We start from the raw sequence: 24,672 nt of genomic DNA on the forward strand, positions 1-24,672 counted from the left end.
GGTGTGGTCATCGGGCTCAGAGCTCTTCGACGTGACGGGGCGGGTAGCTGTCCCAGCTGAGGCAGCCGGGGCATTGCCAGAAATAGTGCTGCGACTCGAAGCCGCACGCGGCGCAGCGGTAGCGCTGCAGCGGCCGCACCGCGCGCTGCAGCGCGGTGCCGACGAGCTGGGCCTCGTCGTCGTCCAGCGGCTGCTGGCGCGCTTGGCTCTGCTGCAGCAATTGCGTCGCGGCGGACAGCGCCGGCTCGACCCGCAGGTGCTCGGCCAGGCGACGGCGCTGCGCCTCGGGCGCCGGTTCGAGCAGCGCGATCGCCTGCAGCAGCGCCATGCTCGGATGGCGGCGGTACTGGGCCTCGATCAGCGCCAGCGCCTGCGCGGCGGTGCCGGTGGATTGCGCCGCCTGGGCGTAGTCGCGCGCGACCAGGTTGAAGGCGTCGGGATTGGCTCTCAGCAGCTCGGCGTACAGGGCCATCGCGCCGGTCTGGTCGCCCTGGCGCGCGAGCATCTGGCCCAGCAGCACGTAGGCGCGGGCCGACTGCGGCGCGCGGGCGCGGGCCTGGTCCAGCCAGCGGCGGGCCTCCGTCACGTCCTGGCGGGCCTGCGCCTCCAGGGCCAGCTCGCACCAGTAGTTGGCGATGCGGCTGGCGAAGCTGCCGGTGCCCGCGGCCTCGAGCTGCTCGGAGACCTCCGCCGCCTTGGCCCATTCGCGCGAGCGCTCGTACAGCGACAGCAGCGCCAGCGCCGCCTCGTGGTCGAAGGCGGTGCCCTTGAGCGCCTCGTAGGCGGTCTCGGCGCGGTCGAACAGGCCGGCCTTGAAGAAGTCCTGGGCCAGCGCGTACTGCGCGCGGTCACGTTCGGACTTGGGCAGGTCGCCGCGCGAGAGCAGGTGCTGGTGCACCCGCACGGCGCGTTCGTATTCGCCGCGGCGCCGGAACAGGTTGCCCAGCGCGAAGTGCAGCTCGGAGGTGTCGGGATCGGCCTGCACCGCCTCGATGAAGGCGTCGATGGCCTTGTCCTGCTGCTCGTTGAGCAGGAGGTTCAGTCCCTTGAAGTAGGCGCGCGGGGCGTCGCGCTGTTCACGCTTCCACTGGCGCGAGTCCAGCTTGGAGGCGAGCCAGCCCAGGCCGAAGACCAGGGGGACGCCGATCAGCAGCCAGCTCAGATCAAATTCCATCGGGGATCTTGGGGTCGTTGGCGGAGGCGGTCGCCGCCGAAGGCGGCAGGTCGTCCGCCGGAGGGAGCGAGCGCGCGGCGGCGCGCTTGTGGCGCCACCAGGCCGGGATCATCGCCAGCACACCGAAGGCGCAGCCCAGCCCGAAGGTCAGCAGCACCACGATCACCAGCGGAGCACGCCATGCCTGGCCGAAGAACCAGTGCACGACGATCTCCTGGCTGTTGTTCAGCGCGAAGGCGAACAGGCAGAAGAACAGGAAGGCGCGGAAGAGCCAGACCAGGATTCGCATGGGGGGCGATTCTAGGCGCGTGAGAGGACCGCCAAGCCCAGTGCATGACGTTCGGCAGGGCGAGTTCCCCGTCAGGGGCGGGACACCCTCCAACGGACCTTCCAACGGGCGAAAAAAAAGCGCCGCGATGCGCGGCGCTCCTGCCTTGGGGAGAGGGGCTCAGGCGGCCTGCTGGTCCTCGTCCGTGACGGGCAGCTGCGCGTCGACGGCTTCGCGCAGGGCCTTGCCCGGCTTGAAGTGCGGCACCAGCTTCTCGGGGATCAGCACCTGCTCGCCGCTGCGCGGGTTGCGGCCCATGCGCGGCGGGCGGCGGTTGATCGAGAAGCTGCCGAAACCGCGGATCTCGATGCGGTGGCCGCGGGCCAGCGCGTCGGACATCGCGTCCAGGATGGTCTTGACCGCGAACTCGGTGTCTCGCTGCGTGAGCTGGCCGAAGCGCTCGGACAAGTGGGCCACCAGGTCGGATCGGGTCATGGTCGTCAGCATCTGAAGAAAAAACAGGCTCGCTGCGGAGCGAGCCTGTCGAAGCGCTTGAGCGTCGGTTGGGCGTGTCTGCGGCGGTCAGGCTAACTCAGCCCGCCGCCGACCAGAACAAGGGATTCTCTTGAGCCCCGGACACCACGCTGCGCGTGGCGCCCAGGTCCCGCGAGGGATCAGCCGTTGTTCTGATTGTCCAGCTTGGCGCGCAGCAGGGCACCCAGGCTCGTCGTGCCGGCGTTCTCACGCTCGTTCGACTGCGACAGGCGCTGCATGGCTTGCTGTTCGTCGGCGTTGTCCTTGGCCTTGATCGACAGCTGGATGCTGCGCGACTTGCGGTCGACGTTGATGATCACGGCCGAGACTTCGTCGCCTTCCTTCAGCACGTTGCGGGCATCTTCCACGCGGTCGCGGGCGATTTCCGAAGCGCGCAGGTAGCCGGTGACGTCCTCGCCCAGATCGATCTCGGCGCCACGCGCGTCGACGGTCTTGACCTTGCCGGTCACGGTCATGCCGCGGTCGTTCACCGACACGAAGGTCGAGAACGGGTCGCCGTCCAGCTGCTTGATGCCCAGCGAGATGCGCTCGCGCTCGACGTCCACGGCCAGCACGATGGCTTCGACTTCCTGGCCCTTCTTGTAGTTGCGGACGGCGGTTTCACCCGGCTCGTTCCACGACAGGTCGGACAGGTGCACCAGGCCGTCGATGCCCTGGGCCAGGCCCACGAACACGCCGAAGTCGGTGATCGACTTGATCGGGCCCTTGACGCGGTCGCCGCGCTTGACGTTCTCGGCGAACTCTTCCCACGGGTTGGCGCGGCACTGCTTCATGCCCAGCGAGATGCGACGCTTGTCTTCGTCGATCTCCAGGACCATGACTTCCACTTCGTCGCCCAGCGAGACGACCTTGGAGGGAGCCACGTTCTTGTTGGTCCAGTCCATTTCGGAGACGTGCACCAGGCCTTCGATGCCCGGCTCGATCTCGACGAACGCGCCGTAGTCGGCGATGTTGGTGACCTTGCCGAACAGGCGGGTGTTGGCCGGGTAGCGGCGCGACACGCCGAACCACGGGTCGTCGCCCAGCTGCTTCAGGCCCAGCGAGACGCGGTTCTTCTCGGCGTCGAACTTCAGGACCTTGGCCGTCAGTTCCTGGCCGACCGTCACCACTTCGCTCGGGTGACGGACACGGCGCCAGGCCATGTCGGTGATGTGCAGCAGGCCGTCGATGCCGCCCAGGTCGACGAACGCACCGTATTCGGTGATGTTCTTGACCACGCCGTTGACGATGGCGCCTTCGGTCAGCGTCTCCAGCAGCTTGGCGCGCTCTTCACCCATCGAAGCCTCGACCACCGCGCGACGCGACAGCACAACGTTGTTGCGCTTGCGGTCCAGCTTGATGACCTTGAACTCCATGGTCTTGCCCTCGAACGGGCTCATGTCCTTCACCGGGCGGGTGTCCAGCAGCGAACCGGGCAGGAAGGCGCGGATGCCGTTGACCAGGACGGTCAGGCCGCCCTTGACCTTGCCGGAGACGGTGCCGGTCACGAAATCGCCCGATTCCAGGGCGGTTTCCAGCGACAGCCACGAGGCCAGGCGCTTGGCCTTGTCGCGCGACAGGATGGTGTCGCCGTAGCCGTTTTCGATCGCGTCGATGGCGACCGAGATGAAATCACCGACTTGGACTTCGACTTCGCCCTGGTCGTTCTTGAATTCGTCGACGGGCACGTAGGCTTCGGACTTCAGGCCGGCGTTGACGACCACGAAGTTGTGCTCGATGCGGACGACTTCAGCCGAGATGACCTCGCCGGCGCGCATGTTCGACTTCTGCAGCGATTCCTCGAAGAGGGCGGCGAAAGATTCCATTTGGGACATGTGAGATTTCCTTGCCCGGCACAGAGCGTCCGGCGGCTTGATGCGTCAAGCGGCCTGATCCGAGAGGTGCGAAGGCTTGTGTTGCAAGCGGACTTGCGGGTTAGGTTGTCGAATACGTCACCCCCAGTGGACTGGCGTCCGGAGGGAGGGGTGACGCTCCTGTTTGCGTGTCGACCTGAAAACGCCTCAGGCCTTGAACGGACCGCGTTCCTGCCACCAGCTCAACACCAGATCACGGGATTCCCCGATGGTCTGCTGCGAGTTGTCCAGCTCGATCGCGTCCGCGGCGGCCTGCAGCGGAGACGCGCTGCGACCCTTGTCGCGAGCGTCCCGCGCTTCCAGATCAGCGCGCAAGCTGTCGATATTAGCCGGAATTCCCTTGGAAATCAATTGCTTGTGACGCCGCTCGGCTCGCGTCGCGGCACTGGCGGTCAGGAAGACCTTGAGCGCCGCATCGGGGAAGATCGCCGTGCCCATGTCGCGCCCGTCGGCCACCAGACCGGGCAGGCGGCGGAAATTCAGCTGCAGCTGATGCAGCGCGCGACGCACCGCCGGATGGGCGCCGACCTGCGAGGCCATCAGCCCGGTCGCTTCCTGGCGCAGCTCGGCCGAGACGTCTTCTTCGTCCAGCAGCACCCGGCCCGATTCGAACTTCAAGTCCAGCGTCGGCACCAGCGCCGCGACCGCCTCGCCATCGGCCAGGTCGACATGGTGGCGCGAGGCGGCCAGCCCGGTCACCCGGTACAGCGCGCCGGAATCCAGCACGTCGTAGCCCAGTGCCTGCGCGACCTCGTCGGTCAAGGTGCCCTTGCCCGAGGCGGTGGGGCCGTCGATCGTGATGACGGGAATGTCCTCCACGTTGGCGCGGACGACGCCGAACAGCGTCTCGAAGTAGTCGGGGAAGGTCTTGGCGACGCATTGCGGATCCAGGATGCGCACCGGCACGGCGGGCCCCTGGCGGTCGTCCTGCAGGCCGTTGAGGGCCGCCAGCGAGAAACACATCGCGACGCGGTGGTCGTCGTAGGTGTGGATGGCCGCCGGCTTCCAGGCCTTGAGCGGATGCACGCGCAGCCAGTCCGGGCCTTCCTCGACCCGCGCGCCGAGCTTGCGCAGCTCGGTCGCCATCGCGGCGATGCGGTCGGTCTCCTTCACGCGCCAGGAGGCGATGTTGCGCAGCGTCGTCGGGCCGTCGGCGTACAGCGCCATCACGGCCAGCGTCATCGCGGCGTCCGGGATGTGGTTGCAGTCCAGGTCCAGCGCCTTCAGCGGCCAGGCGCCGCGGCGCACCTCCAGCCAGTTGGGGCCGATGTCGACCTGGGCGCCCATCGCCTGCGCGGCCTCGACGAAACGGACGTCGCCCTGCACCGAGCTCGAGCCCACGCCCTCGATGCGCACCGGCGCGTCGGTGGCGGCGATCGCGCCGAGCGCGACGAAGTAGGACGCCGACGACGCATCGCCCTCGACGTGCACCTCGCCGGGCGAGCGGTAGCGGCTGCCGGCGGGAATCACGAAACGCTGCCAGTCGTCGTCGCGCTGGACCTGGACGCCGAAGCGCGCCAGCAACTCCAGCGTGATGTGGACGTAGGGCTTGGAGATCAGCTCGCCGGTGACCTCGATGACGAGGTCCCGCTGCGCGACCAGGGGCAGGGCGAGCAGCAGGGCGGTGAGGAACTGGCTGGAGACGTCGCCGCGCACGCGCACCGGCGCGTCCAGCGTCAGCGCCGCCGGCCCGTTGAGCCGCAGCGGCGGATAACCCTCCTGGCCGAGGCAGTCGATCGGGCAGCCCAGCGCGCGCAGCGCGTCGACCAGGTCGCCGATCGGGCGCTCATGCATGCGGGGCACGCCGGAGAGTTCGAACTGGCCGCCCTGCGTGGCCGCCAGCAGCGCGAGCGCGGCGGTCAGGGGGCGCATCGCCGTGCCGGCGTTGCCCAGGAAGAGCTTGGCCTGCCGGGTAGTCAACCGGCCGTCGATGCCGGTCACCGACAGCACGCCGTCCGCGCCGGTCTCGAGCTGGCAGCCCAGCTCGCGCAGCGCGGCCAGCATGACCTTGGTGTCGTCCGAGGCCAGCAGGTCGTGCACCCGGGTCACGCCCTCGGACAGGCCGGCCAGCAGCAGCACCCGGTTGGAGATGCTCTTGGAGCCGGGCAGGGACACGGTGCCCGCGGCGCCGCGCAGCGGGGGCAGGTCCAGGAAGGGAATCTTGTACATGGCGCGGTGGGCGCGCGGCGCGCCGCGCACACGGAAGGGAGGGTTACTTGGACTTCGACGGCGGCGCGGCCGGGGCGCCGAGCTGCCATTGCGCGCGGCCTTCGGAGGCCTGCCGGATCATCGTCTCGAGCGCGTGCGCGTCGCCCTGGCGGATCGCCTGCTCCATCTGGTCCAGCACCTCGCGGAAGCGCTGCGACTGCGTCAGCAGGTCCTGCCGGTTGGCCATCAGGATGTCGCGCCAGACCGTCGGATCGCTGGCGGCGATCCGGGTGAAGTCGCGGAAACCGGAACCGGCCAGGCTCAGGAAGTCGCGGCCCGAGGGCTGTCTGGCGACCGAGCTGAAGTAGGCGTAGGCCAGCAGGTGCGGCAGGTGGCTGACCGCGGCGAAGGCTTCGTCATGGTGGTGCGGCGCCATCTTGAGCACCTGCGACCCCAGCGCCGACCAGACGTCGGTCGCCTTCTGCACCATCTCCGGCCGGGTCTGCTCCAGCGGCGTCAGGATGACCTGGCGGCCCTGGTAGAGCGCGGCATCGGCATGCTGCACACCGGCGCTTTCCTTGCCGGCGATCGGATGCGCGGGCACGAAGCTCGGGAACTGCTTGCCGAGCGCGCGCTTGGCCGCGTCGACGACATCGCTCTTGGTCGAGCCCACGTCCATCAGCAGCACGTCGGCCCGCACCAGGTGGCGGATGGCCTTGAGCGTGGACTCGGTCGCGGCGACCGGCACCGCCACCAGCACGATGTCCGAACCGGACACGGCCAGCAGCGCCGATTCGGCGGCGATGTCGATCACGCCCATGCGGCGGGCGGTGTCGGTCGTCGACGGGCTCTTGCTGTAGCCCACCACCCGGCGCACCAGGCCGGCTTTCTTCATGGCCAGCGCGAACGAGCCGCCCATCAGGCCGCAACCGATCACGCCGAGTTGGTTGTACATCGCAAGGAACCTCTTTCGCTCAAGACTTCAGCGTCAGGACTTCAGCGGGTAGGCGCCGATGACCTTGTAGAACGCGCACAGCTCCCGTAGCTCCGCCAGCGCCGAGGCGACGTGCGGCTGCGACGGGTGGCCATCCAGGTCGATGTAGAAGTAGTACTCCCACTGACCGGTGCGGGCCGGGCGCGACTCCAGGCGGGTCATGGACACGCCGTGCTTCTTCAACGGCACCAGCAGATCATGCATCGCGCCCGGGCGGTTCGCCACGGAGACGATGAGGCTGGTGCAGTCGCGCCCCGTGGCCGGGGGGGTGGCCATGGTCTGCGGCAGGCAGATCACGGCGAAACGGGTGCGGTTGTAGGCCTCGTCCTGCACCGCGTGCGCGGTGATGTGCAGGCCGAACAGCGTCGCCGCGCGCTCGCTGGCGATCGCGGCGTAGACCGGGTTCTCGGCCGCCAGCCGCGCGCCTTCGGCGTTGCTGGACACGGCGCGGCGCTCGGCGTTCGGCAGGTGCTTGGACAGCCAGTTCTGGCACTGCGCGAGCGCCTGGGGGTGCGCCAGCACCGCCTCCACGCCTTCCAGCGAGTTCTCCTTGCGCAGCAGGTTGTGGCGGATCAGCAGGCTGACCTCGCCGACCACATGCGTGGGCGTGTGCAGGAACAGGTCGAGCGAGCGCGTCACCACGCCCTCGGTCATGTTCTCGACGCCGACCACGCCGTACTGCGCGCTGCCGGAGGCGGTCGCGTGGAAGACCTCGTCGAAGCTGTTGCAGTAGATCAGGTCGGCGGCGCCGCCGAAGTATTCGATCGCGGCCTGCTCGCAGAAGGTGCCGAAGGGGCCCAGCACGGCCACCCGCTGCGGCGACTCGAGCGCGAGGCAGGCGGACATGATCTCGCGCCAGATGGCGGCGACGTGTTCGCCCTTGAGCGGGCCCTGGTTGGCCGCCTTGATCTTGGCGATGACCTGGGCGACCCGGTCGGGGCGGAAGAAGGGCGTGCCGTCGCGGCGCTTGATCTCGCCGACCTGCTCGGCGACATGGGCGCGCTGGTTCAGCAGCGTCAGCAGTTGCGAGTCGAGCGCGTCGATCTGGTCGCGCAGCGCGAGCAGCTCGGGGTCGGCCACCGGGGCCGGCGGCATCGGGGCGTCGCCGGGCGCCTCGGGCAGGGGGGTGTTCGGCGTGTCAGCCATGTCGGGTTTCGAAGTCTTTCAGGTAGCTCACCAGGGCCTGGACGCCCTCCAGCGGCATCGCGTTGTAGATCGATGCCCGCATGCCGCCCACCGACTTGTGGCCTTTGAGTTGCAGCAGCCCCCGCTCCTTGGCGCCAGCCAGAAAGGCGTCGTTCAGACGCTCGTCGCGGAGGAAGAATGGGACGTTCATCCGCGAGCGGCACGACGCCGCCACGCGGTTTTCATACAGGGAGGAGCCGTCCAGCGCCGCGTAGAGCAGGGCGGCCTTGTCGATGTTGCGCTGCTCGATCGCGGCCAGGCCGGTCTTGCCGCCGTACGCGAAGCGCTTGAGCCACTGGAACACCAGGCCGGCGACGTAGATGCCGAAGGTCGGCGGCGTGTTGTACATCGACTGCGCCTCGGCCACGATCTTGTAGTCGAAGGCGGAGGGGCAGATCGGCAGCGCGTGGCCCAGCAGGTCGTCGCGGACGATCACCAGCGTCAGGCCGGCCGGACCGATGTTCTTCTGCGCGCCGGCGAAGGCGAGGCCGACCTTGGACCAGTCCACCGGGCGCGACGCCACGTGGGAGGAGAAGTCGATCGCCAGCGGCGCGTCATGGCCCAGCGCCTGGAGGTCGGGCAGGGCCTGGAATTCGATGCCGTCGATGGTCTCGTTGGTGCAGACGTGCACGTACGAGGCGTCCTGGCGCAGCTGCCAGGTCGAGGGCGGGGGAATGTCGAGGTAGCGGCCGTCGGCGCCGGGGAGCTCGGCGGCATTGGCGGCGATGCGGACGTCGGCATAGCGCCTGGCTTCGGCGGCGCTCTTCTTCGACCAGGAGCCGGTGACGACGACGTCGACCGCGCCGCCGCGCGACAGGTTCAGAGGCAGGATCGCGTTCTCGCCGAGCCCGCCCCCCTGCATGAACAGGATGCGGAAATGCTCGGGCACCTGCAGCAGTTCGCGCAGGTCGGCCTCGGCGGCTTCGTAGATCGAGATGAACTCGCGGCCGCGATGGCTCATCTCCATCACGCTCATGCCGGAGCCGTGCCAGTCCAGCATCTCCTCTGCCACCTGGCTCAGGACCTCGGGGGGGAGGGCGGCGGGACCGGCGGAGAAGTTGAAGGGGCGGACGGCTGGCATGGGGAGGGCGCGGTGAGAACGGGACGACAGCCGGGGCGCCGACGCCGGTCGACCGGATCGACGCGGCGGGGCGCCCCGGGCGGAGCGATGCCGGCCTGGGGCCGGCACCGGGCCGCGGTGGCGGACTTACTTCTTCGGCGTCGGCGCGGGCTTGGCGGCCGGCTTCGGGGCCGAGGCGGCCGGCGCCGGACCCGCTTCCAGGCCGAGCTGCTTGGCGACGTTCTGCTGCAGCGCGGTGAACTTCTCGTCCAACTGCTTGCCGTTGTCGTCGATCAGCTTCTTCGTGTAGAGGCTCTGCAGCTCCTGCGAGGACTCGGCGAACTTCTTGCTCACCGGCGATTCCAGCCAGGCCAGCAGCTGCTTGAGCTCGTCCTCGGTGAACTTCTCGTCCAGCGCCACGCCCATGGTCGACGGGGCCAGCTTCATGCCCTTGTCGACCAGCGGCTTGGCGTTGTCTTCCAGGAACTTGCGCAGGTCGGCATCGATCTGCTTGGCGGTGGCTTCGCGCTTGGCTTCGGGCACGTTGCGCAGGGCCGGCGCGGCCTTGGCGGCCAACTCGTTGACCGGGCGGCTCAGCACGCCCATGGTCAGGGCCTCGATCGCGGGCTGCTGGATCTTCAGGATCTTCGCGATGACGTCCTTCTTGGACTGCGGGCTGTCAGCCTTCTGCGCGAAGACGACGGGGCTCGCCAGCAGCGAGGCGGCGATGGCGCCGGCTTGGATGGACTTCAGCAACAAGGTCATTCCTTCACGTCGGGGGTGGAGTCGCCCGCGGCGCTCGTGGCGTCGCCGGCATCGGAACCGGCGCCGCCCGCGGCGTCGTCGGTCGATTCTGTCGTCTCGTTCGCATCGTTCTCGACGATGCGCTGCAGGCCCGAGAGCTTGGCGCCCTCGTCCAGCGAAATCAGCGTCACGCCCTGCGTGGCGCGACCCAGTTCGCGGATCTCGGCCACCCGTGTGCGTACCAGCACGCCGGTGTCGGTGATCAGCATGATCTCATCCTCGGGGCGGACCAGCGTCGCCGCGACGACCTTGCCGTTGCGCTCGCTCTGCTGGATCGCGATCATGCCCTTCGTGCCGCGGCCGTGGCGCGTGTATTCCACGATGCTGGTGCGCTTGCCGTAGCCGTTCTCGGTGGCGGTCAGCACGCTCTGCGTCTCGTCCTCGGCCACCAGCATCGCGATCAGGCGCTGGTCGGGTTCGAGCATCATGCCGCGCACGCCGCGGGCCTGGCGGCCCATCGGGCGGACGTCGTCCTCGTCGAAGCGCACGGCCTTGCCGCCGTCGGAGAACAGCATGACGTCATGCTGGCCGTCGGTCAGCGCGGCGCCGATCAGGTAGTCGCCCTCGTCCAGGTCGACGGCGATGATGCCGGCCTTGCGCGGGTTGCTGAAGTCCTTCAGCGAGGTCTTCTTGACGGTGCCCAGCGCGGTGGCGAAGAAGATGAAGTGGTCTTCCGGGAACGAGCGGAACTCGCCCGTCAGCGGCAGCACGACGTTGATCTTCTCTTCCGGCTGCAGCGGGAACATGTTGACGATCGGCTTGCCGCGCGCGTTGCGCGAGCCCTGCGGCACTTCCCAGACCTTCAGCCAGTAGACGCGACCGCGGTTGCTGAAGCACAGCATCCAGTCATGCGTGTTGGCGATGAAGAGTTGGTCGATCCAGTCGTCGTCCTTGGTGGCGGTGGCCTGCTTGCCGCGGCCGCCGCGGCGCTGGGCGCGGTACTCGCTCAGCGCCTGGCTCTTGATGTAGCCGGTGTGGGACAGCGTCACGACCATGTCGGTCGGCGTGATCAAGTCCTCGGTGCCGAGTTCCTGGGCGTTGTGCTCGATCACGCTGCGGCGCGCGCCCAGCTTGGTCTGGCCGAACTCCTGGCGCACCGACGCCAGTTCGTCGCCGATGATCGTCGTCACGCGCGCGGGCGTGGCAAGGATGTCCAGCAGGTCGGCGATCTGCGCCATCACGTCGCGGTATTCGCCGACGATCTTGTCCTGCTCCAGCCCGGTCAGGCGCTGCAGGCGCATCTGCAGGATTTCGCCGGCCTGGTCGTCGGACAGCTTGTAGAGCCCGTCCTCCTGCATGCCGTATTGCGCCGGCAGGCCTTCGGGGCGGTAGGCGTTGCGGCCGCCGGCGGTCTCGCCCTCGGCGCGCGACAGCATCTCGCGCACCAGCGACGAATCCCAGGCCCGCGCCATCAGTTCGGCCTTGGCCACCGGCGGGGTCGGGCTGCGCTTGATGATCTCGATGAAGTCGTCGATGTTGGCCAGCGCCACCGCCAGGCCTTCCAGCACATGGCCACGCTCGCGCGCCTTGCGCAGTTCGAACACGGTGCGGCGGGTGACGACCTCGCGGCGGTGCTCCAGGAAGACCGTGATCAGGTCCTTCAGGTTGCACAGCTTGGGCTGGCCGTCGACCAGCGCCACCATGTTCATGCCGAAGCTGTCCTGCAGCTGGGTCTGCTTGTACAGGTTGTTCAGGACGACTTCCGGGACCTCGCCGCGCTTGAGCTCGATCACCACGCGCATCCCGGACTTGTCGGATTCGTCCTGGATGTGGCTGATGCCCTCGATCTTCTTTTCCTGGACCAGCTCGGCGATGCGCTCGAGCAGGGTCTTCTTGTTCACCTGATAGGGGATCTCGTCGACGATGATCGCCTGGCGCTGGCCGCGATCGATGTCCTCGAAATGGACCTTGGCGCGCATCACGACCTTGCCGCGGCCGGTGCGGTAGCCCTCGCGCACGCCCGACAGGCCGTAGATGATCCCGGAGGTGGGGAAGTCCGGCGCGGGGATGATCTCCATCAGCTCGTCGATCGAGCAGTCGGGATTCTTCAGCGCGTGCAGGCAGGCGTCGACGACCTCGTTGAGGTTGTGCGGCGGGATATTCGTGGCCATGCCGACCGCGATACCGGCCGCGCCGTTGATCAGCAGATTCGGAAGGCGCGCCGGCAAAACCAGCGGTTCCTTTTCGCTGCCGTCGTAGTTCGGGCCGTAGTCGACGGTTTCCTTGTCGATATCGGCCAGCATTTCGTGGGCGATTTTCGACAAGCGGATTTCGGTGTATCGCATGGCCGCGGCGTTGTCGCCGTCGACCGAGCCGAAATTCCCCTGGCCGTCCACCAGCATGTGGCGCAGCGAGAAGTCCTGCGCCATCCGGACGATGGTGTCGTACACGGCGCTGTCGCCGTGCGGGTGGTATTTACCGATGACGTCGCCGACGATACGGGCCGACTTCTTGTAGGGCCGGTTCCAGTCGTTGTTCAGTTCGTGCATCGCGAAGAGCACGCGCCGGTGCACCGGCTTGAGGCCGTCGCGGGCGTCGGGCAGCGCACGGCCGACGATCACGCTCATCGCGTAATCCAAGTAGGAGCGGCGCATCTCCTCTTCGAGGCTGATCGGCAGGGTTTCCTTGGCGAACTGGGTCATGCGCTGGGGGCCGCGCGCACGCGTGCGCAGCCTCTGGAGAGATCGGAAGTCGGTGATTCTAATTGCGCGCGCTTGTCGTGCTTGCGCAACACGTTCATGAACAGTTGCAGCGCGTGCCGCGAGAATGGAGGCGTCCTGTTGCCCTATGGCACAATCGGTTCGTCCCTAGGAGAAACCCTTGGTCAGGGAACTCCTGAGGTTTTAGTTCCGACATTGGACGTTTCGCAGGGCAACTGCGGCTTTCCTTGAGAGGAGAATCATGAAGAAACTGAACCGCGTGGCAGCGCTCTTTGCTGTCGCCGCTGTGGCCACCTCGGGCGTCATGGCCCAAACCGTGGACAACTGGCGCGCAACGGATGGCACCGTTTGGAAGAACGGCACCAACGAGCTGTGCTGGCGCGATGCATTCTGGACCCCGGCCACGGCCGCCAAGGACTGCGACGGCGCCCTGAAGCCGGTGGCTGCTCCTGTAGCCGCTCCGGCCGCTCCGGCTCCCGCCCCGGCGGTGACCCCGGCCCCGGCGCCCAAGCCGGTGGTGGCTCCGACCAGCGAAAAGGTCACCTACGCCGCTGACGCCTTCTTCGACTTCGACAAGTCGGTCCTGAAGCCGGAAGCCAAGGCCAAGCTGGATGACCTGGTCTCCAAGACCGGCGGCATCAACCTGGAAGTGATCATCGCCGTCGGCCACACCGACAGCGTCGGCACGGATGCCTACAACCAGAAGCTGTCGGTTCGCCGCGCTGAAGCCGTGAAGGCCTATCTGGTGTCGAAGGGTCTGGAAAAGAACCGCGTCTACACCGAAGGCAAGGGCAAGAAGCAGCCCATCGCCGACAACAAGACCGCGGAAGGCCGCGCCAAGAACCGCCGCGTCGAAATCGAAGTGGTCGGTACCCGCGCCGTCAAGTAAACGGTACGGTGGCGACTTCGGTCGCCATCCCGCAAACCCCGCCAGCCATCAGGCTCGCGGGGTTTTTTCATTGATGCGTCATTGGCGCGGCGCGCGCGGAATCGAGCCTCCCGCCGGTGGGCTCGGCTACCATTGCGCCCCATGGCGAATGTCGATGCAAAAGAGCTCGAGAAGTTCAGCGAGCTGGCCCACCGCTGGTGGGATACCGAAAGTGAATTCAAGCCGCTTCACCAGATCAATCCCTTGCGATTGAACTGGATCGACGGCCTCTGCGGCTTGCAAGGCAAGACGACGCTGGACGTCGGTTGCGGCGGCGGCATCCTGGCCGATGCGATGGCGCGCAAGGGAGCGAACGTGCTGGGTATCGACCTGGCGACGAAATCGCTGCGCGTGGCCGAATTGCATGCGATGGAGGCGGGTACCGAGAACGTCGCCTACCAAGAGATCGCCGTTGAGGACCTGGCGCGGGAGCGCCCCGCCTCCTTCGAGGTGGTGACCTGCATGGAGATGCTTGAGCACGTGCCGGACCCTGCGTCGGTGGTCACCGCGCTGGGTCAACTCGTGAAGCCCGGCGGGTGGGTGTTCCTGTCGACGCTGAATCGCAACGCCAAGTCCTTTCTTTTCGCGATCGTCGGAGCGGAGTACGTCCTGCGCATGCTGCCCGCCGGCACCCACGAATACGCGCGCTTCATCCGCCCGTCGGAGCTGGCGCAGATGTGCCGAGACGCCGGCTTGGAAGTGCAAGGCGCGAAGGGCCTGACCTTCAACCCGCTCACCCAGCGCTATGCCTTGAACGCGGATACCGACGTCAACTACCTGCTGGCTTGCCGCCGTCCCGCATGAGCGCGGCGATGCTGAATTCGCCTCCCGGCGTGGCCACGCGCGCTGCGATCAGAACCGTGCTGTTCGATCTGGATGGCACGCTGGTGGACAGCGCCCCGGATCTGGCCGGCGCGACCAACGAAATGCTCATCGCGCGCGGCCTGCCCGAAGTGCCGTTCGAGCGCCTGCGTCCGATGGTGGGCGCGGGCGCGCGCGGAATGATGGGCGTGGCCTTTGGCGTGTCGCCGAAGGAGATGACGTTCCCAGCGCTCCGCGACGAGTTCTTCGACCGCTACGAGCGTCGCCTGCTTCGCGCGACACGCCCGTTCGACGGTGTCGCTGCGATGCTGCAGGCGCTGTCCGACGACGGCTTGAGCTGGGGCATCGTGACCAACAAGTCGGAGCGCTTCGCGCTGCCGTTGGCGCGGGGGCTCGGTTGGTCCGAACGCGCGGCGGCGGTGGTTGGAGGCGACACGACGCCGCACAGCAAGCCGCACCCGGAGCCGCTCCTGGAGGCGGCCCGTCGGGCCGGCGTCGCGCCGGGTGAGTGCGTGTATGTCGGCGATGACGCGCGCGACGTGCTGGCGGGACGAGCGGCTGGCATGCCGACGATCGCCGTGCGCTGGGGCTATCTGGGGGATGGTGAGCCGATCGAGGCCTGGGGTGCGGACGTGGTTCTCGACACCCCATCGCAGCTCGTCGAGTGGCTGAGAGCCGCGCGCTGAGCCTGTGGCTCAAGCGTTCAGGGCCGCTGCGAATCGAACTTCAGAAAGATTACCGCCGCCCGGGGCTTGAAGTCCGCGCGACTGGCATAATCTGCGACTTCTCTCTCTCTGGGGCCGACCTGGTTTCGACGTGGGTACGGATTCGGAGTAGGGCATGCCGAGGGCCAGGCACCTCGTAAATCCATCTGGAAAAAACCAACTGCGAACGATAACACGTACGCTCTCGCGGCTTAAACCCCGCGGACCTCTCACCGGTTGGCCGATGGGCCGGGTGAAGGGACGCAAGTCCTGACACAGAGAGGTTATTCACATTGGCTGGCTGTCATTCGTGCACCTTGGGTGACGGCGAGATTTAGGGTGCTGGCTGATCCCGCAGCGTGCTCCTGCGCGACGGGGTTGGCGAGAACCAAATCAGAGAGCTAAGCATGTAGAACTGCCCGATGAAGGCTTGCGGACGCGGGTTCAATTCCCGCCGGCTCCACCATATTCGAGTGTCATGACCGCTCATGACCTCCCAAGCGCCTAAGTGAACCAAGCACTTAGGCGCTTTTTGTTTTTGGGCTCGGTGCCCGAATTCCTGCATGGCGTCGCGCACCCTGACCCCATCCGTCGCGGCCGACGGACAGTTCCTGGATTTTTCGCGACCTGCTCGCGCAGGGGTGTACCGGACCGCGCGGCGGTTGACGATACTTCCGCGCGTCGCGCCTCGAGGGAGCTGCCGCATGGTGCGGTGGAGCGAGGCCACAGTGCGTCCACCATGCTTGCATCCGTCATTGACCATCGCCGCCGTGGCGCTTCGCCGCTGCGTTCCTCCGGGCCCTGGCACCTCGTGGCCATCGCCGTCGCCGCCGCGGCGCTGACGGCCTGCGGCGGCGGCTCGTCGGACGACGACCCCGCGCCCGAGGCCACGCCCCGGACCGCGGCGACCCTGGTGCGCGTCGCTGCGGAGGCGGCGGGAAGCCACTGCGCCGCGGGCGGCACGCGCGTGGAGTCCGGCGCGGATGCCGACGGCAACGGACAGCTCGCCGACGGCGAGGTGTCCAGCACGCAGTACGTCTGCAACGGTCTGAACGGCGGCGCGGGTGCCGAGGGCCGGTCGATGCTGGTTCGAGTCCGAGCCGAAGCCGTCGGCGCCAACTGCGCGCAAGGCGGCTCGGCGGTGATGGCGGGGCTGGATGCCGACGGCAACGGCGCGCTGGATTCGGGTGAGGTCAGTAGCGTGGCCTATGTCTGCAATGGCGCGAACGGCTCCAACGGCTCAAACGGCACGCCAGGCTCCGCCGGCCCCACAGGACCCACAGGACCCACAGGCCCCACAGGCGCATCGGGCCTCGACGCCCTCGTCGCGGTCACCGCGGAGTCGGCCGGTGCGAATTGCGCCTATGGCGGCCAGCGCGTGCAATCCGGCCAGGACGCCAACCGCAACGGCGTGCTGGATGCCGGCGAGGTGACGTCCACGGCCTATGCCTGCAGTGCCGCGCCGGCGGACACGCGCTGGGTGAATGTGACGTCCGCCACCGCGCAGGCCGACTCGAACACCGGCTATCTCGCCAATGCGAGCGGGCCCGTGGTCCTCACGCTGCCCGCCTCACCGGCCGTGGGCGACTGGATCAAGGTCACCGGAGTGGGCGCCGGCGGTTGGACGATCGCGCAGAACGCCGGCCAGCGGATCACGACGACCGGATTACCCGGCGGCAACACCGTGACCTGGACGGCCCAGGCACCGACCGGCACCTGGGTCGCGGTGGCGATGTCGGCTGACGGCGCACGCCAGGTCGCCGCGTCGGCATCCGGCGAGCTCTACACCTCCGAGGACGCCGGTGCGCACTGGACGGTGCGTCTCACCGGGCAGCCGTGGTCCAGCGTCGCGATGTCCTCCGATGGACAGACGATCCTGGCGGCGGTCAACGGCGGGGCGCTCTACCTGTCGACGGACGGAGGGAACAACTGGTCCAACGACGGCAGCAGCAGGGCGTGGACCGCCGTCGCCAGTTCGGCCGACGGCACGCGCCTGGTGGCCACGGCCTACCTCGGACAGATCTGGACCTCGGCCGACAGCGGCGGCAGTTGGACGGCGCGCGACAGCAATCGCGCCTGGCGTACCGTGAGCGCCTCGGCGGACGGCCGCGTGCAGGTCGCGGGCACCAACGGCTCGCAGCTGTATGTGTCGACGGACTACGGCGTCAGCTGGACCGCGCGGGCGTCCGCCCAGTTCTGGTGGGGGTCGGCGGCATCGGCCGATGGACGGCGCCTGTACGCCACGGTCGACACGGGCGCGATCTGGCGCTCCGATGATTTCGGCACCTCGTGGGAAGCCGTGACGATGAGCCGGGACTGGCGCGACATCGCCACTTCGGCGGATGGGCGTCATGTGGTGGCCGCCACGAATGGCGGCGCGCTCTACGAGTCGTCGGACGGTGGCCAGACCTGGCGGTCCACGGCCGATGCGGGCGCCTGGACGACGGTGGCCAGCAGCGCGAACGGCCTGACCCTGCTGGGCGGCAAGTCCGGCGCGGCGCTGTACGCCGGCACGCGGCGGACATCCACCACCTCGGGGGTGAGCGGCTCGCTGTCCGGGGGGCAGGGCGACACGCTGCAACTGCAGTACGTCGGCGGCGGCGTGTTCATGCCGATCAGCTATGTCCTGGCGAACCTGACGTTCACGCCGCAGTGACCTCGCTCGGATGAGCGGCCGAATCCCCCAGCAGGGGGCTTCGGGTCCTCGGGACGCCTGTCAGGCCGCCGGCACGCACGCCATCGCGATGCTGACCCACACGCCCACGCTGAAATACGGCGTCAACCACAGCGCATCGGCCTTCCAGGCCTCCCAGGAGCCGCTGGGCACGCGCCGATGCCAGGCATCGCGGGCGCCCGCGTCCAGGCGCAGGTAGACCTGCCCGCTGGCGCGCCCGTGCCGGTAGCGGCGCCAGTACATCGGCATGTCGACGGTCACGACATAAGCGACGAAGGACATCGCGCCCACGATGCCGGCGACCGACAGCGCCTGCACCCAGCCTCCGCTGCCGAGGGCGATCACGCCCAGCAGCACGGCCATCCAGGTGAAACCGCCGGCCCACAGCGCCGATTCCACGGCCTGCGTGATGTGGTTGAGCGTGAGCACGCTGTGCCAGCAGAAGGCCTGCGCCACCACCATGAACATCGGAACGGCCCAGGCGGCCGCCTGCACGGCCGGCAGGCCCGCATGGGCGGCCAGCTGATGGACGAACAGGCCCAACTGCAACGCGAAGCAGATCTCGGCAACCGTGGCCGCGGTGCGGCCCAGGAAGATGCTGGACAGGTGGCTGTCCACCACCACGAGCCGCTCCAGATCCACCCGCGGCAGCAAGGAGCGATAGGCACACACCAGCACGTAGACGCCGGACAGCCCCAGCTGCACTCGCCCATGAACGCCGGCGACCGGTCCAGCGAGCGCGACGGCGAGCCACAGGCCCAGGTTCAGCACGGCCAGCGCGCGCAGCGCCCGGCACCATGAGCGCACCTGCGTATCCATCGCTAGTCGATCACGATGTCGCCGTCGACCGTGCCCGACAGCGCGGCGAGGTAGCCCAGCTCCAGGCTGCGCGTGAAGGCCGGCGTGTCGAACAGCGGCGCGGTGTCGCGTTGGGCGCGCAGCCGGTCGCGCAGCGCCGCGAGTGGCTCCGGCGCCGCCGCGAGCGCGACCGCCCGCTCGACGTAGTCCTCGGTGGTCTCGACGATCAGCTCCGGCAGGCCGACCGCGTGCAGCAGGCTGGCCGCCATGCGGCCGGCGAAGGCGCGCCCCCGCTGCGTGAGCACCGGCAGTCCCATCCAGAGCGCATCGCTGGCCGTCGTGCCGGCGTTGTAGGGCAGGGTGTCCAGGAACAGGTCGGCCGCGGCGAGCCGGGCGAGGTAGTCCTCGCGCGCGCAGCGCCGCGCGAAGACCAGCCGCTCCGGTGCGAGGCCGATCGCCGCCGCTTCGCGGCGCAGGCGGTCGGTGGCCTCGTCTTCCTCGGCCAGCAGCCACAGCACGGCGTGCGGCACGCGCGACAGGATCCGGCCCCAGGTGCGGAACATGGCCGGGGTCAGCTTGGCCGGGTTGTTGAAGCAGCACAGCACGACCGCGTCCGGCGGCAGGCCGAGCGCGCGCCGGTCGGCCGCGGCGGGCCGCGGTCGCTGGCGATCGTTGGTCTGGTAGGACGGCAGCACCAGCAGGCGTTCGTCGAAGCAGGCGCGGGTGTCGGCGTCGATGAGGCGCGGGTCCGCGACGAGGTAGTCGTAGGCGCCTGAGCCCGAAGTGCCGAGATAGCCCAGGTAGAGCATCTGCACCGGTGCGACGCGGCCGGCGAACAGCGCGACGCGGCCACCCTCGGTGTGGCCGGTGAGGTCGACCGCGATGTCGATGGACAGCTCGCGGCACAGCGCCGCCACCCGTTCATCGCTCCAGCCGCCGACGTCGAGGAAAGCATCGGCGGCCGCGCGCAGCCGCTGCTGCATCGGGTCGTCCTTCGCCTCGCCATGGTTGATCAGCGCGACGTCGAAGACCTCGCGGTCGTGCAGCTCCAGCGTTTCCGCCAGCAGGAAGGCCACCGGATGGGCATGGAAGTCGCGGGAGATGTAGGCGATGCGGATCTTGCGTCCGGCCGGGAAGCCCGGCCGCATCGGCGGCGTCGCGGCACGGGGCGACGCGTGCCGGGTCCAGGTCCTTGCCGCCGCCTGCTGCAGCGCCGGGTCGTCCGTCAGGTTCTGGACGACCAGCGGCTGCGCGACCGCCTCGCCCCGAGCCACCTGGTTGAGCAGCGCATCGCGCCGCGCGTCGAAGTCGCGCCAGTCGTAGACATGCATCGCCGCGTAGAGCCTCAGTCCGGCGAGCCAAGGGGCATGCGGCGTGAGCCGCAGGGCTGCGTCGAAATCGTCCACCGCCAGCGTGAACCGGCGCGCGCGCAGATGGAGATTGGCCCGGTTCTGCAGCGGCGCGGCGAAGGCCGGGTCGTGGCGGATCGCGGTGCTGAGGGCGTCGAGCGCCTCGGCCTCCCGGCCGCCTTGGCGCAGCGCCATGCCCATCAGGTTGCGCGCGATCGCGTGGCCCGGCGCCTCGGGACCGATGGCCGCCAGCGTCGGCAGCGCGTCGCGCCAGCGGCCCGCGTCGATCAGCTGCTCCGCGCGCTCGAAGCGGAAGTCGTCGCAGGCGGGATCGGCGTCGATGGCCAGCTCGATCGCCATCAGCGCCGCGTCGCGGGCGCCCAGGTCCCGGTAGCTCAGGCTCAGGCCATGGAAGGCACGGGCGTAGGCGGGGTCCCGCGAGGCGGCCTGCTCGAACGCCGCGATCGCGTCCTCGAGCCGGCCGGTCTCGCGCAGCGCGATGCCCCAGTTGTAGAGCAGCGCGGCGCCAGCGCCGGCCGCCTGCGCGAGCGCGCGGTACTCGGCCTCGGCGGCGATCCAGTCGCCGCGGTCGGCGAGGGCATGGGCGCGTGCCAGCGTGGCGGGGCCGCGTGGCTGTTCCAGCTGTCCCTTCGAAGCGCTCAATCACCACCTCCCGCGGCTCAACGCGGCGGATCATACGAGCCGACGTCGGCGCAAGCGCAGGCGAGGCTTCGTTGGTGCACTGCAGCACGCGCGGCGGCCCGCGTTTCCAGTGGACGGGCGCTATCCCATCGATAGCCACATCGCGTGGCGCGCCGGGAGTCGCGGGCGTAGCATCGCTTCACCCCGGCTCCAGGTCCCCGTCATGGCCGTCTGGCAGTTCGATCTGGCCTTCGCGCATGGCAGCGCCAAGGCCTCCTGGCATCCCTCCTCGCGCAGCGACGTCATGCATTACCTCGCGTCGCGCGTCGGCCCGAGCACGCCGATGCTGGAGGGCTGGCGCTACTTCGGCGACGAGGCACACAACTGCATCGACATGGTGTCCGACCCCGACGGCCACTACGAGCTGCATGCGCGGCTCGACGCCTGCGCCACCGAGACCGACCACTTCATCGACGTCGTCTGCGACGTGGCCCATGCGCTCGGCTGCGAGTTCTTCAGCGCGGAACTGGCGGCCTTGTTGCCGCCGCGCTCGCGCGCGCTCAAGGACGCGCTGCAGCGGTCGACGGCCTGGCGCTTCGCGCTGGACCCCGAGGGCTTCGACACCGACGCCTGACCGGCCGCGGACGTCATCCCATCAGCGCGCTGAACCGCAGCGCATCATCGGCCGCCGCGCCCGACGCGGTGTTGTCGAAGACGCACCAGATCGAGGTGCCGGCCGGCCAGCGCGCGAGCGCCTGGGCCCGCGCCTGGAGGAAGGCGTCCTCGTAGCGCGACCAGTACATGCGCGGCGAGCCATGCCAGCGGTAGTAGACGACGGCGCCGCGGCCGTCGCCGCGCTCGCCGAGCCAGCCGCCCGGTTCGTCCGCGCCGGCGGGGCGAGCGGGATCGGCGGCCACGCGGCCGACGCGCTCGTCCACCAGCAGGCGATCCGCCGCCGCGCTGAACCACGAGGCATGCCGCGGCTCGCAGACGATCGCGCCGTCGAAGCTCGCGTGCAGCGAGCGGAAGAAGGCGCGCGCGGTGCGTGTCTCCAGCGGCAGGGACGGCGGCAACTGCACCAGCAGCACGGCCAGCCGTTCGCCCAGCCCGGCCAGCGAGTTGACGAAGGCGCGAACCTCGGCCCGCGGCACCTTCAGTCGCGCGTCGTGCGTCATCGCCCGCGGCAGCTTGACCGAGAAGCGGAAGCGCGCCGGCGTCTGCTCGGCCCAGCGCGCGAAGGTGTCCGCCCGGTGCGTGCGGCTGAAGGTGGTGTTGATCTCGGTCGCGTTCAGCACGGCGGCGTAGCGGCTGAGCTGGCTGCCCTCCGGCGGGAAGGCGGCGGCGACGGCGCGGGGCACGCTCCAGCCCGCGGTGCCGATGTGCAAGGGCGTTGATCGCGACATGGACGCCTGCCGGCAAGCGGCTTGCCCTGGTCGAGGATCGACGCCCGCGTCGCCGACACCGCGCTCCCGACCGATGGACACCTTCCTCGATGCCCTGCAATGGCCCGCGATGGCCGTGACCCTGCTGGCCGCCTGGCTGGTGGCCGCGCGAAGCGCCGCGCGCCGCCGCTGGGGCTTCGGCGTCTTCGTCGCCAGCAACCTGCTGTGGAGCGCCTGGGGCCTGCACACCCAGGCCTACGCGCTCATCGTGCTGCAGGTCGGGCTGTTCCTGCTCAACCTGCGCGGCGTGCGGAAGAACCGGCAGGCCGACGATGGCGTCGATCGCTCCGCCACCCGCGCTCCCGACGACGCGACAGGCGAGCGCACCGCTCGAGCGCGGGCCCGGGAGCGAGGCTTGCTGTGAGGAGGCACATGGCCAAGGAGCACGACATGAGCGATCAAGCGCTGAGCGACACCGAACGACGCGAAAAACTCTGGCACCTCATCAAGGACATGCGCTTCGGCATGCTGACGACGCAGCATCCCAACGGTCACCTGCACGCGCGTCCGATGACGCTGCAGAACCGCGGCGTCGACGAGGGCGATTCGCTGTGGTTCTTCATGTCCCGGGGCGGCGAAGCTTACGAGGACATCGTCGGCGCCGCGCAGGTGAACGTGGCCTTCGCCGACGCCGATGACGACACCTATGTCTCGGTGTCCGGCACCGCCGAACTCGACGAGGACAGGGCGCGCAAGCAGGCCCTCTGGAATCCGGCCGCCGAGGCCTGGTTCCCCAAGGGCGTGGACGACCCCGACCTCGCGCTGCTGCGGGTGCGCATCAACCACGCCAGCTACTGGGACGTGAAGGCCTCGAAGCTGATGCAGCTGTATGCGATGGCGAAGTCGGCGGTGACCGGCCAGCCGCCGAAGGACCTGGGCGAGACGGGGCAGGTCCGGATGCGGTGAGGGCTTCCCCCGGGGGCACAGGGCTCGACGCGCCGGATTTGCCTCCGATAGGATGGCCCGATGATGAGCCCCCTGGTCCTTCGCGGTCGTTGCGCCTGCGGGCGAGCCGAGTACGCCGTGCATGCCGCCCAGCTCGACGCCGCGGTCTGCTACTGCGCCACCTGCCGACGATCCTCGGGGGGCGCCGGGATGGCCTGGCTGACCGCCGACCGCGCCACCTTGCGGGTCAACGGCGCGCTGCAGACCTGGCGGTCCTCGGACCATGCCTTGCGCCAGTTCTGCCCGCATTGCGCGACGCAGCTGTTCTGTCTCGAGGACGATGCGCCGCCGGAGATCAAGGTCGCCGCCGGCACGCTGGACGACCAGAAGCTGGTCAAGAGCACCCACAGCGCCTTCGTGAACGAGCGGCCGCTGTGGGATGCGCGGCATACGCTGGCGCAGCACGAGGCCGACGCTCCCTCGCGGGCCGCGGAACCGGCGCCCGGCGACGCACCGACCGGGCGCTCGCGGGCCGAGGCCGACGCGGCTTTCCAGAGCGCGCTGGCCAGCAGTCCGGACGCCTTCATCAGCATCGATCCCGACGGCCTCATCACCGAGTGGAATCCACAGGCGACGGCGACGCTGGGCTGGAGCTATGCCGAGGCCATCCGCCGCCCGCTGCATGAGCTGATCATTCCGCCGGAGATGCGCAGCGCGCACCTGCGTGGCATGTCGCGGCTGCAGCGCACCGGCGACGGTCCGGTGCTGGGGCGGCGATTCGAGGTCGATGCGATCCACAAGCGCGGCCACCGGGTGCCGATCGAGCTGTTCGTCGCGCCGCTGCGCATGGCCGGCGGCACCGGCGCGACGGCCTTCGTGCGCGATGTCAGCGTCCGGCGCGCGGCCGAGGCCTCGATCGAGCGCGCGATCGGTGGCGAGCCGGTGAGCTTCGAGGTGGACCTGCGCCTGGGCGGCCGGCACCGCGCCATGACGGTCCGCGTCACGCCGCGTCTCGACGAGCACGGCCCGCCGGATGGTTTCCTCATTCATCTTGAGGACGCCGCGCCCGGCGATCCCTGAGGCCCCCGCGGCGCGCCGCCCACGCCTGTAGTCCTTCGCCCGACGGCCGGTCGGCGCGCGGGCTCACCCGCACTGGCGTCACGCCGGCCTCGCCAGGCCGTGATCGATCTCCCATGATTCGTTCAAACAGGGAGATCACCATGAAAGTCGCACTGATCGAAGACAACGCGCTGCTGCGCCGGCTGATGGTGACCCGCCTGCAGGCGGAGGCGTCCATCACCGTGGTGGGCCAGGCCTGCAGCGAGAACGCCGCGCTCAGCACCATCGCGCTGTGCGCCCCCGATGTGGTGCTGGTGGACCTGGGCATCGACGGCGGCTCGGGCCTGGGCGTGATCGAGCGCCTGCGCGCGGCGCGCTTCCGCGGCCGCATCCTGGTGCTGAGCGCCCAGGACCGGGCCGCCTACGAGCCGCGGGTGCTGTCCTGCGGCGCCGACGGCTTCTACGACAAGGCCAGCGACTTCGACCGTCTCGTGGACGAGCTCGGCACGCTGGCCAACAGTGCCTGGATGGCGGAGTGAGCGCGGCGCGCGGGTAGGCCCAGCGGAGGGATCCGGACTCGGCCACCTGGGGGATGACAGGGGGAGGCGGCACCCGCATCGTGGCGACTTCGTCCGCGCCCGCGGACCGTCACGCCAGGGAGTCCCCGC

At 69.2% G+C, this 24,672-nt stretch carries 22 protein-coding genes and 1 other RNA gene; 10 read left to right on the forward strand and 13 right to left on the reverse strand.

Annotation, left to right across the window (positions count from 1 at the left end):
• Nucleotides 1-16: 16 nt before the first annotated feature.
• From lapB to gyrA, 10 genes are all read right to left on the reverse strand, one after another.
• The gene (lapB, locus tag BM393_RS22475) at nucleotides 17-1,174 is read right to left on the reverse strand and encodes a lipopolysaccharide assembly protein LapB (protein WP_091733217.1); all 1,158 of its coding nucleotides are present in this window, start codon (nucleotides 1,172-1,174) and stop codon (nucleotides 17-19) included.
• Nucleotides 1,164-1,463, reverse strand: a complete 300-nt coding sequence (locus tag BM393_RS22480; protein WP_091733220.1) for a lipopolysaccharide assembly LapA domain-containing protein — start codon at nucleotides 1,461-1,463, stop codon at nucleotides 1,164-1,166. Before BM393_RS22480 ends, lapB begins: the two co-directional genes overlap by 11 nt.
• A gap of 159 nt (nucleotides 1,464-1,622) precedes the next feature.
• Complete coding sequence (locus BM393_RS22485) at nucleotides 1,623-1,937, reverse strand: integration host factor subunit beta (RefSeq protein ID WP_088403971.1); 315 nt, start codon at nucleotides 1,935-1,937, stop codon at nucleotides 1,623-1,625.
• Between the two features lie 179 nt (nucleotides 1,938-2,116).
• Entirely contained in the window at nucleotides 2,117-3,802 is a 1,686-nt protein-coding gene (gene rpsA, locus BM393_RS22490) for a 30S ribosomal protein S1 (RefSeq protein WP_067063579.1), read from the reverse strand.
• A gap of 195 nt (nucleotides 3,803-3,997) precedes the next feature.
• Nucleotides 3,998-6,019 (reverse strand): bifunctional 3-phosphoshikimate 1-carboxyvinyltransferase/cytidylate kinase, encoded by a 2,022-nt coding sequence (locus BM393_RS22495; protein ID WP_091733857.1) that lies wholly within the window; start codon nucleotides 6,017-6,019, stop codon nucleotides 3,998-4,000.
• A gap of 43 nt (nucleotides 6,020-6,062) precedes the next feature.
• Nucleotides 6,063-6,953 carry a prephenate dehydrogenase/arogenate dehydrogenase family protein gene (locus BM393_RS22500; RefSeq protein ID WP_091733223.1) on the reverse strand — a complete coding sequence of 297 codons (891 nt, stop codon included), beginning with the start codon at nucleotides 6,951-6,953 and terminating at the stop codon, nucleotides 6,063-6,065.
• Between the two features lie 33 nt (nucleotides 6,954-6,986).
• Nucleotides 6,987-8,087: a prephenate dehydratase gene (pheA, locus tag BM393_RS22505; protein ID WP_091733859.1), complete on the reverse strand. Its 1,101-nt coding sequence runs from the start codon at nucleotides 8,085-8,087 to the stop codon at nucleotides 6,987-6,989.
• A 43-nt stretch (nucleotides 8,088-8,130) separates the two neighbouring features.
• Nucleotides 8,131-9,258: a 3-phosphoserine/phosphohydroxythreonine transaminase gene (gene serC, locus BM393_RS22510; protein WP_091733226.1), complete on the reverse strand. Its 1,128-nt coding sequence runs from the start codon at nucleotides 9,256-9,258 to the stop codon at nucleotides 8,131-8,133.
• A 126-nt stretch (nucleotides 9,259-9,384) separates the two neighbouring features.
• Nucleotides 9,385-9,996, reverse strand: a complete 612-nt coding sequence (locus BM393_RS22515) for a DUF2059 domain-containing protein (protein WP_217648501.1) — start codon at nucleotides 9,994-9,996, stop codon at nucleotides 9,385-9,387.
• A 2-nt stretch (nucleotides 9,997-9,998) separates the two neighbouring features.
• Nucleotides 9,999-12,683, reverse strand: a complete 2,685-nt coding sequence (gyrA, locus tag BM393_RS22520) for a DNA gyrase subunit A (RefSeq protein ID WP_091733230.1) — start codon at nucleotides 12,681-12,683, stop codon at nucleotides 9,999-10,001.
• A gap of 259 nt (nucleotides 12,684-12,942) precedes the next feature.
• Here gyrA and ompA point away from each other — a divergent pair, with 259 nt between their 5' ends.
• The 5 genes from ompA to BM393_RS22545 all read left to right on the forward strand — a co-directional run bounded on the left by ompA (nucleotide 12,943) and on the right by BM393_RS22545 (nucleotide 17,811).
• Complete coding sequence (gene ompA, locus BM393_RS22525; protein ID WP_091733232.1) at nucleotides 12,943-13,590, forward strand: outer membrane protein OmpA; 648 nt, start codon at nucleotides 12,943-12,945, stop codon at nucleotides 13,588-13,590.
• A 141-nt stretch (nucleotides 13,591-13,731) separates the two neighbouring features.
• Nucleotides 13,732-14,433 carry a bifunctional 2-polyprenyl-6-hydroxyphenol methylase/3-demethylubiquinol 3-O-methyltransferase UbiG gene (ubiG, locus tag BM393_RS22530; protein WP_091733861.1) on the forward strand — a complete coding sequence of 234 codons (702 nt, stop codon included), beginning with the start codon at nucleotides 13,732-13,734 and terminating at the stop codon, nucleotides 14,431-14,433.
• Complete coding sequence (gene gph / locus BM393_RS22535; RefSeq protein WP_254783570.1) at nucleotides 14,430-15,137, forward strand: phosphoglycolate phosphatase; 708 nt, start codon at nucleotides 14,430-14,432, stop codon at nucleotides 15,135-15,137. Before ubiG ends, gph begins: the two co-directional genes overlap by 4 nt.
• Before the next feature lie 110 nt (nucleotides 15,138-15,247).
• Nucleotides 15,248-15,621: a transfer-messenger RNA gene (ssrA, locus tag BM393_RS22540) on the forward strand.
• Nucleotides 15,622-15,894: 273 nt separating this feature from the next.
• Entirely contained in the window at nucleotides 15,895-17,811 is a 1,917-nt protein-coding gene (locus BM393_RS22545) for a sialidase family protein (RefSeq protein WP_141225449.1), read from the forward strand.
• 60 nt (nucleotides 17,812-17,871) lie between these two features.
• Here the strand turns inward: BM393_RS22545 and BM393_RS22550 are convergent, their stop codons facing one another.
• Both BM393_RS22550 and BM393_RS22555 read right to left on the reverse strand, forming a co-directional pair.
• The gene (locus BM393_RS22550; protein ID WP_091733236.1) at nucleotides 17,872-18,648 is read right to left on the reverse strand and encodes a hypothetical protein; all 777 of its coding nucleotides are present in this window, start codon (nucleotides 18,646-18,648) and stop codon (nucleotides 17,872-17,874) included.
• Between the two features lie 2 nt (nucleotides 18,649-18,650).
• On the reverse strand, nucleotides 18,651-20,639 hold the full coding sequence (locus BM393_RS22555; RefSeq protein ID WP_091733238.1) for a tetratricopeptide repeat protein: 1,989 nt from the start codon (nucleotides 20,637-20,639) through the stop codon (nucleotides 18,651-18,653).
• A gap of 202 nt (nucleotides 20,640-20,841) precedes the next feature.
• Here BM393_RS22555 and BM393_RS22560 point away from each other — a divergent pair, with 202 nt between their 5' ends.
• Nucleotides 20,842-21,252 carry a hypothetical protein gene (locus tag BM393_RS22560; protein WP_091733240.1) on the forward strand — a complete coding sequence of 137 codons (411 nt, stop codon included), beginning with the start codon at nucleotides 20,842-20,844 and terminating at the stop codon, nucleotides 21,250-21,252.
• 13 nt (nucleotides 21,253-21,265) lie between these two features.
• Here BM393_RS22560 and BM393_RS22565 read toward each other — a convergent pair whose 3' ends face one another.
• Nucleotides 21,266-22,021 (reverse strand): DUF72 domain-containing protein, encoded by a 756-nt coding sequence (locus BM393_RS22565; RefSeq protein WP_091733242.1) that lies wholly within the window; start codon nucleotides 22,019-22,021, stop codon nucleotides 21,266-21,268.
• A gap of 73 nt (nucleotides 22,022-22,094) precedes the next feature.
• On the opposite strand from BM393_RS22565, the gene BM393_RS22570 reads away from it, so the two are divergent.
• From BM393_RS22570 to BM393_RS22585, 4 genes are all read left to right on the forward strand, one after another.
• Nucleotides 22,095-22,424, forward strand: coding sequence for a hypothetical protein (locus BM393_RS22570; RefSeq protein ID WP_254783571.1), 330 nt, complete (start codon nucleotides 22,095-22,097; stop codon nucleotides 22,422-22,424).
• Nucleotides 22,425-22,450: 26 nt separating this feature from the next.
• Nucleotides 22,451-22,966: a pyridoxamine 5'-phosphate oxidase family protein gene (locus BM393_RS22575; protein WP_091733865.1), complete on the forward strand. Its 516-nt coding sequence runs from the start codon at nucleotides 22,451-22,453 to the stop codon at nucleotides 22,964-22,966.
• Nucleotides 22,967-23,026: 60 nt separating this feature from the next.
• Nucleotides 23,027-24,025, forward strand: a complete 999-nt coding sequence (locus tag BM393_RS22580) for a PAS domain S-box protein (RefSeq protein WP_091733244.1) — start codon at nucleotides 23,027-23,029, stop codon at nucleotides 24,023-24,025.
• 140 nt (nucleotides 24,026-24,165) lie between these two features.
• Entirely contained in the window at nucleotides 24,166-24,543 is a 378-nt protein-coding gene (locus BM393_RS22585; RefSeq protein WP_175538467.1) for a response regulator transcription factor, read from the forward strand.
• Nucleotides 24,544-24,672 lie beyond the last annotated feature (129 nt).

The organism is Mitsuaria sp. PDC51 (assembly GCF_900113225.1).
Taxonomy (GTDB): Bacteria; Pseudomonadota; Gammaproteobacteria; order Burkholderiales; family Burkholderiaceae_C; genus Roseateles.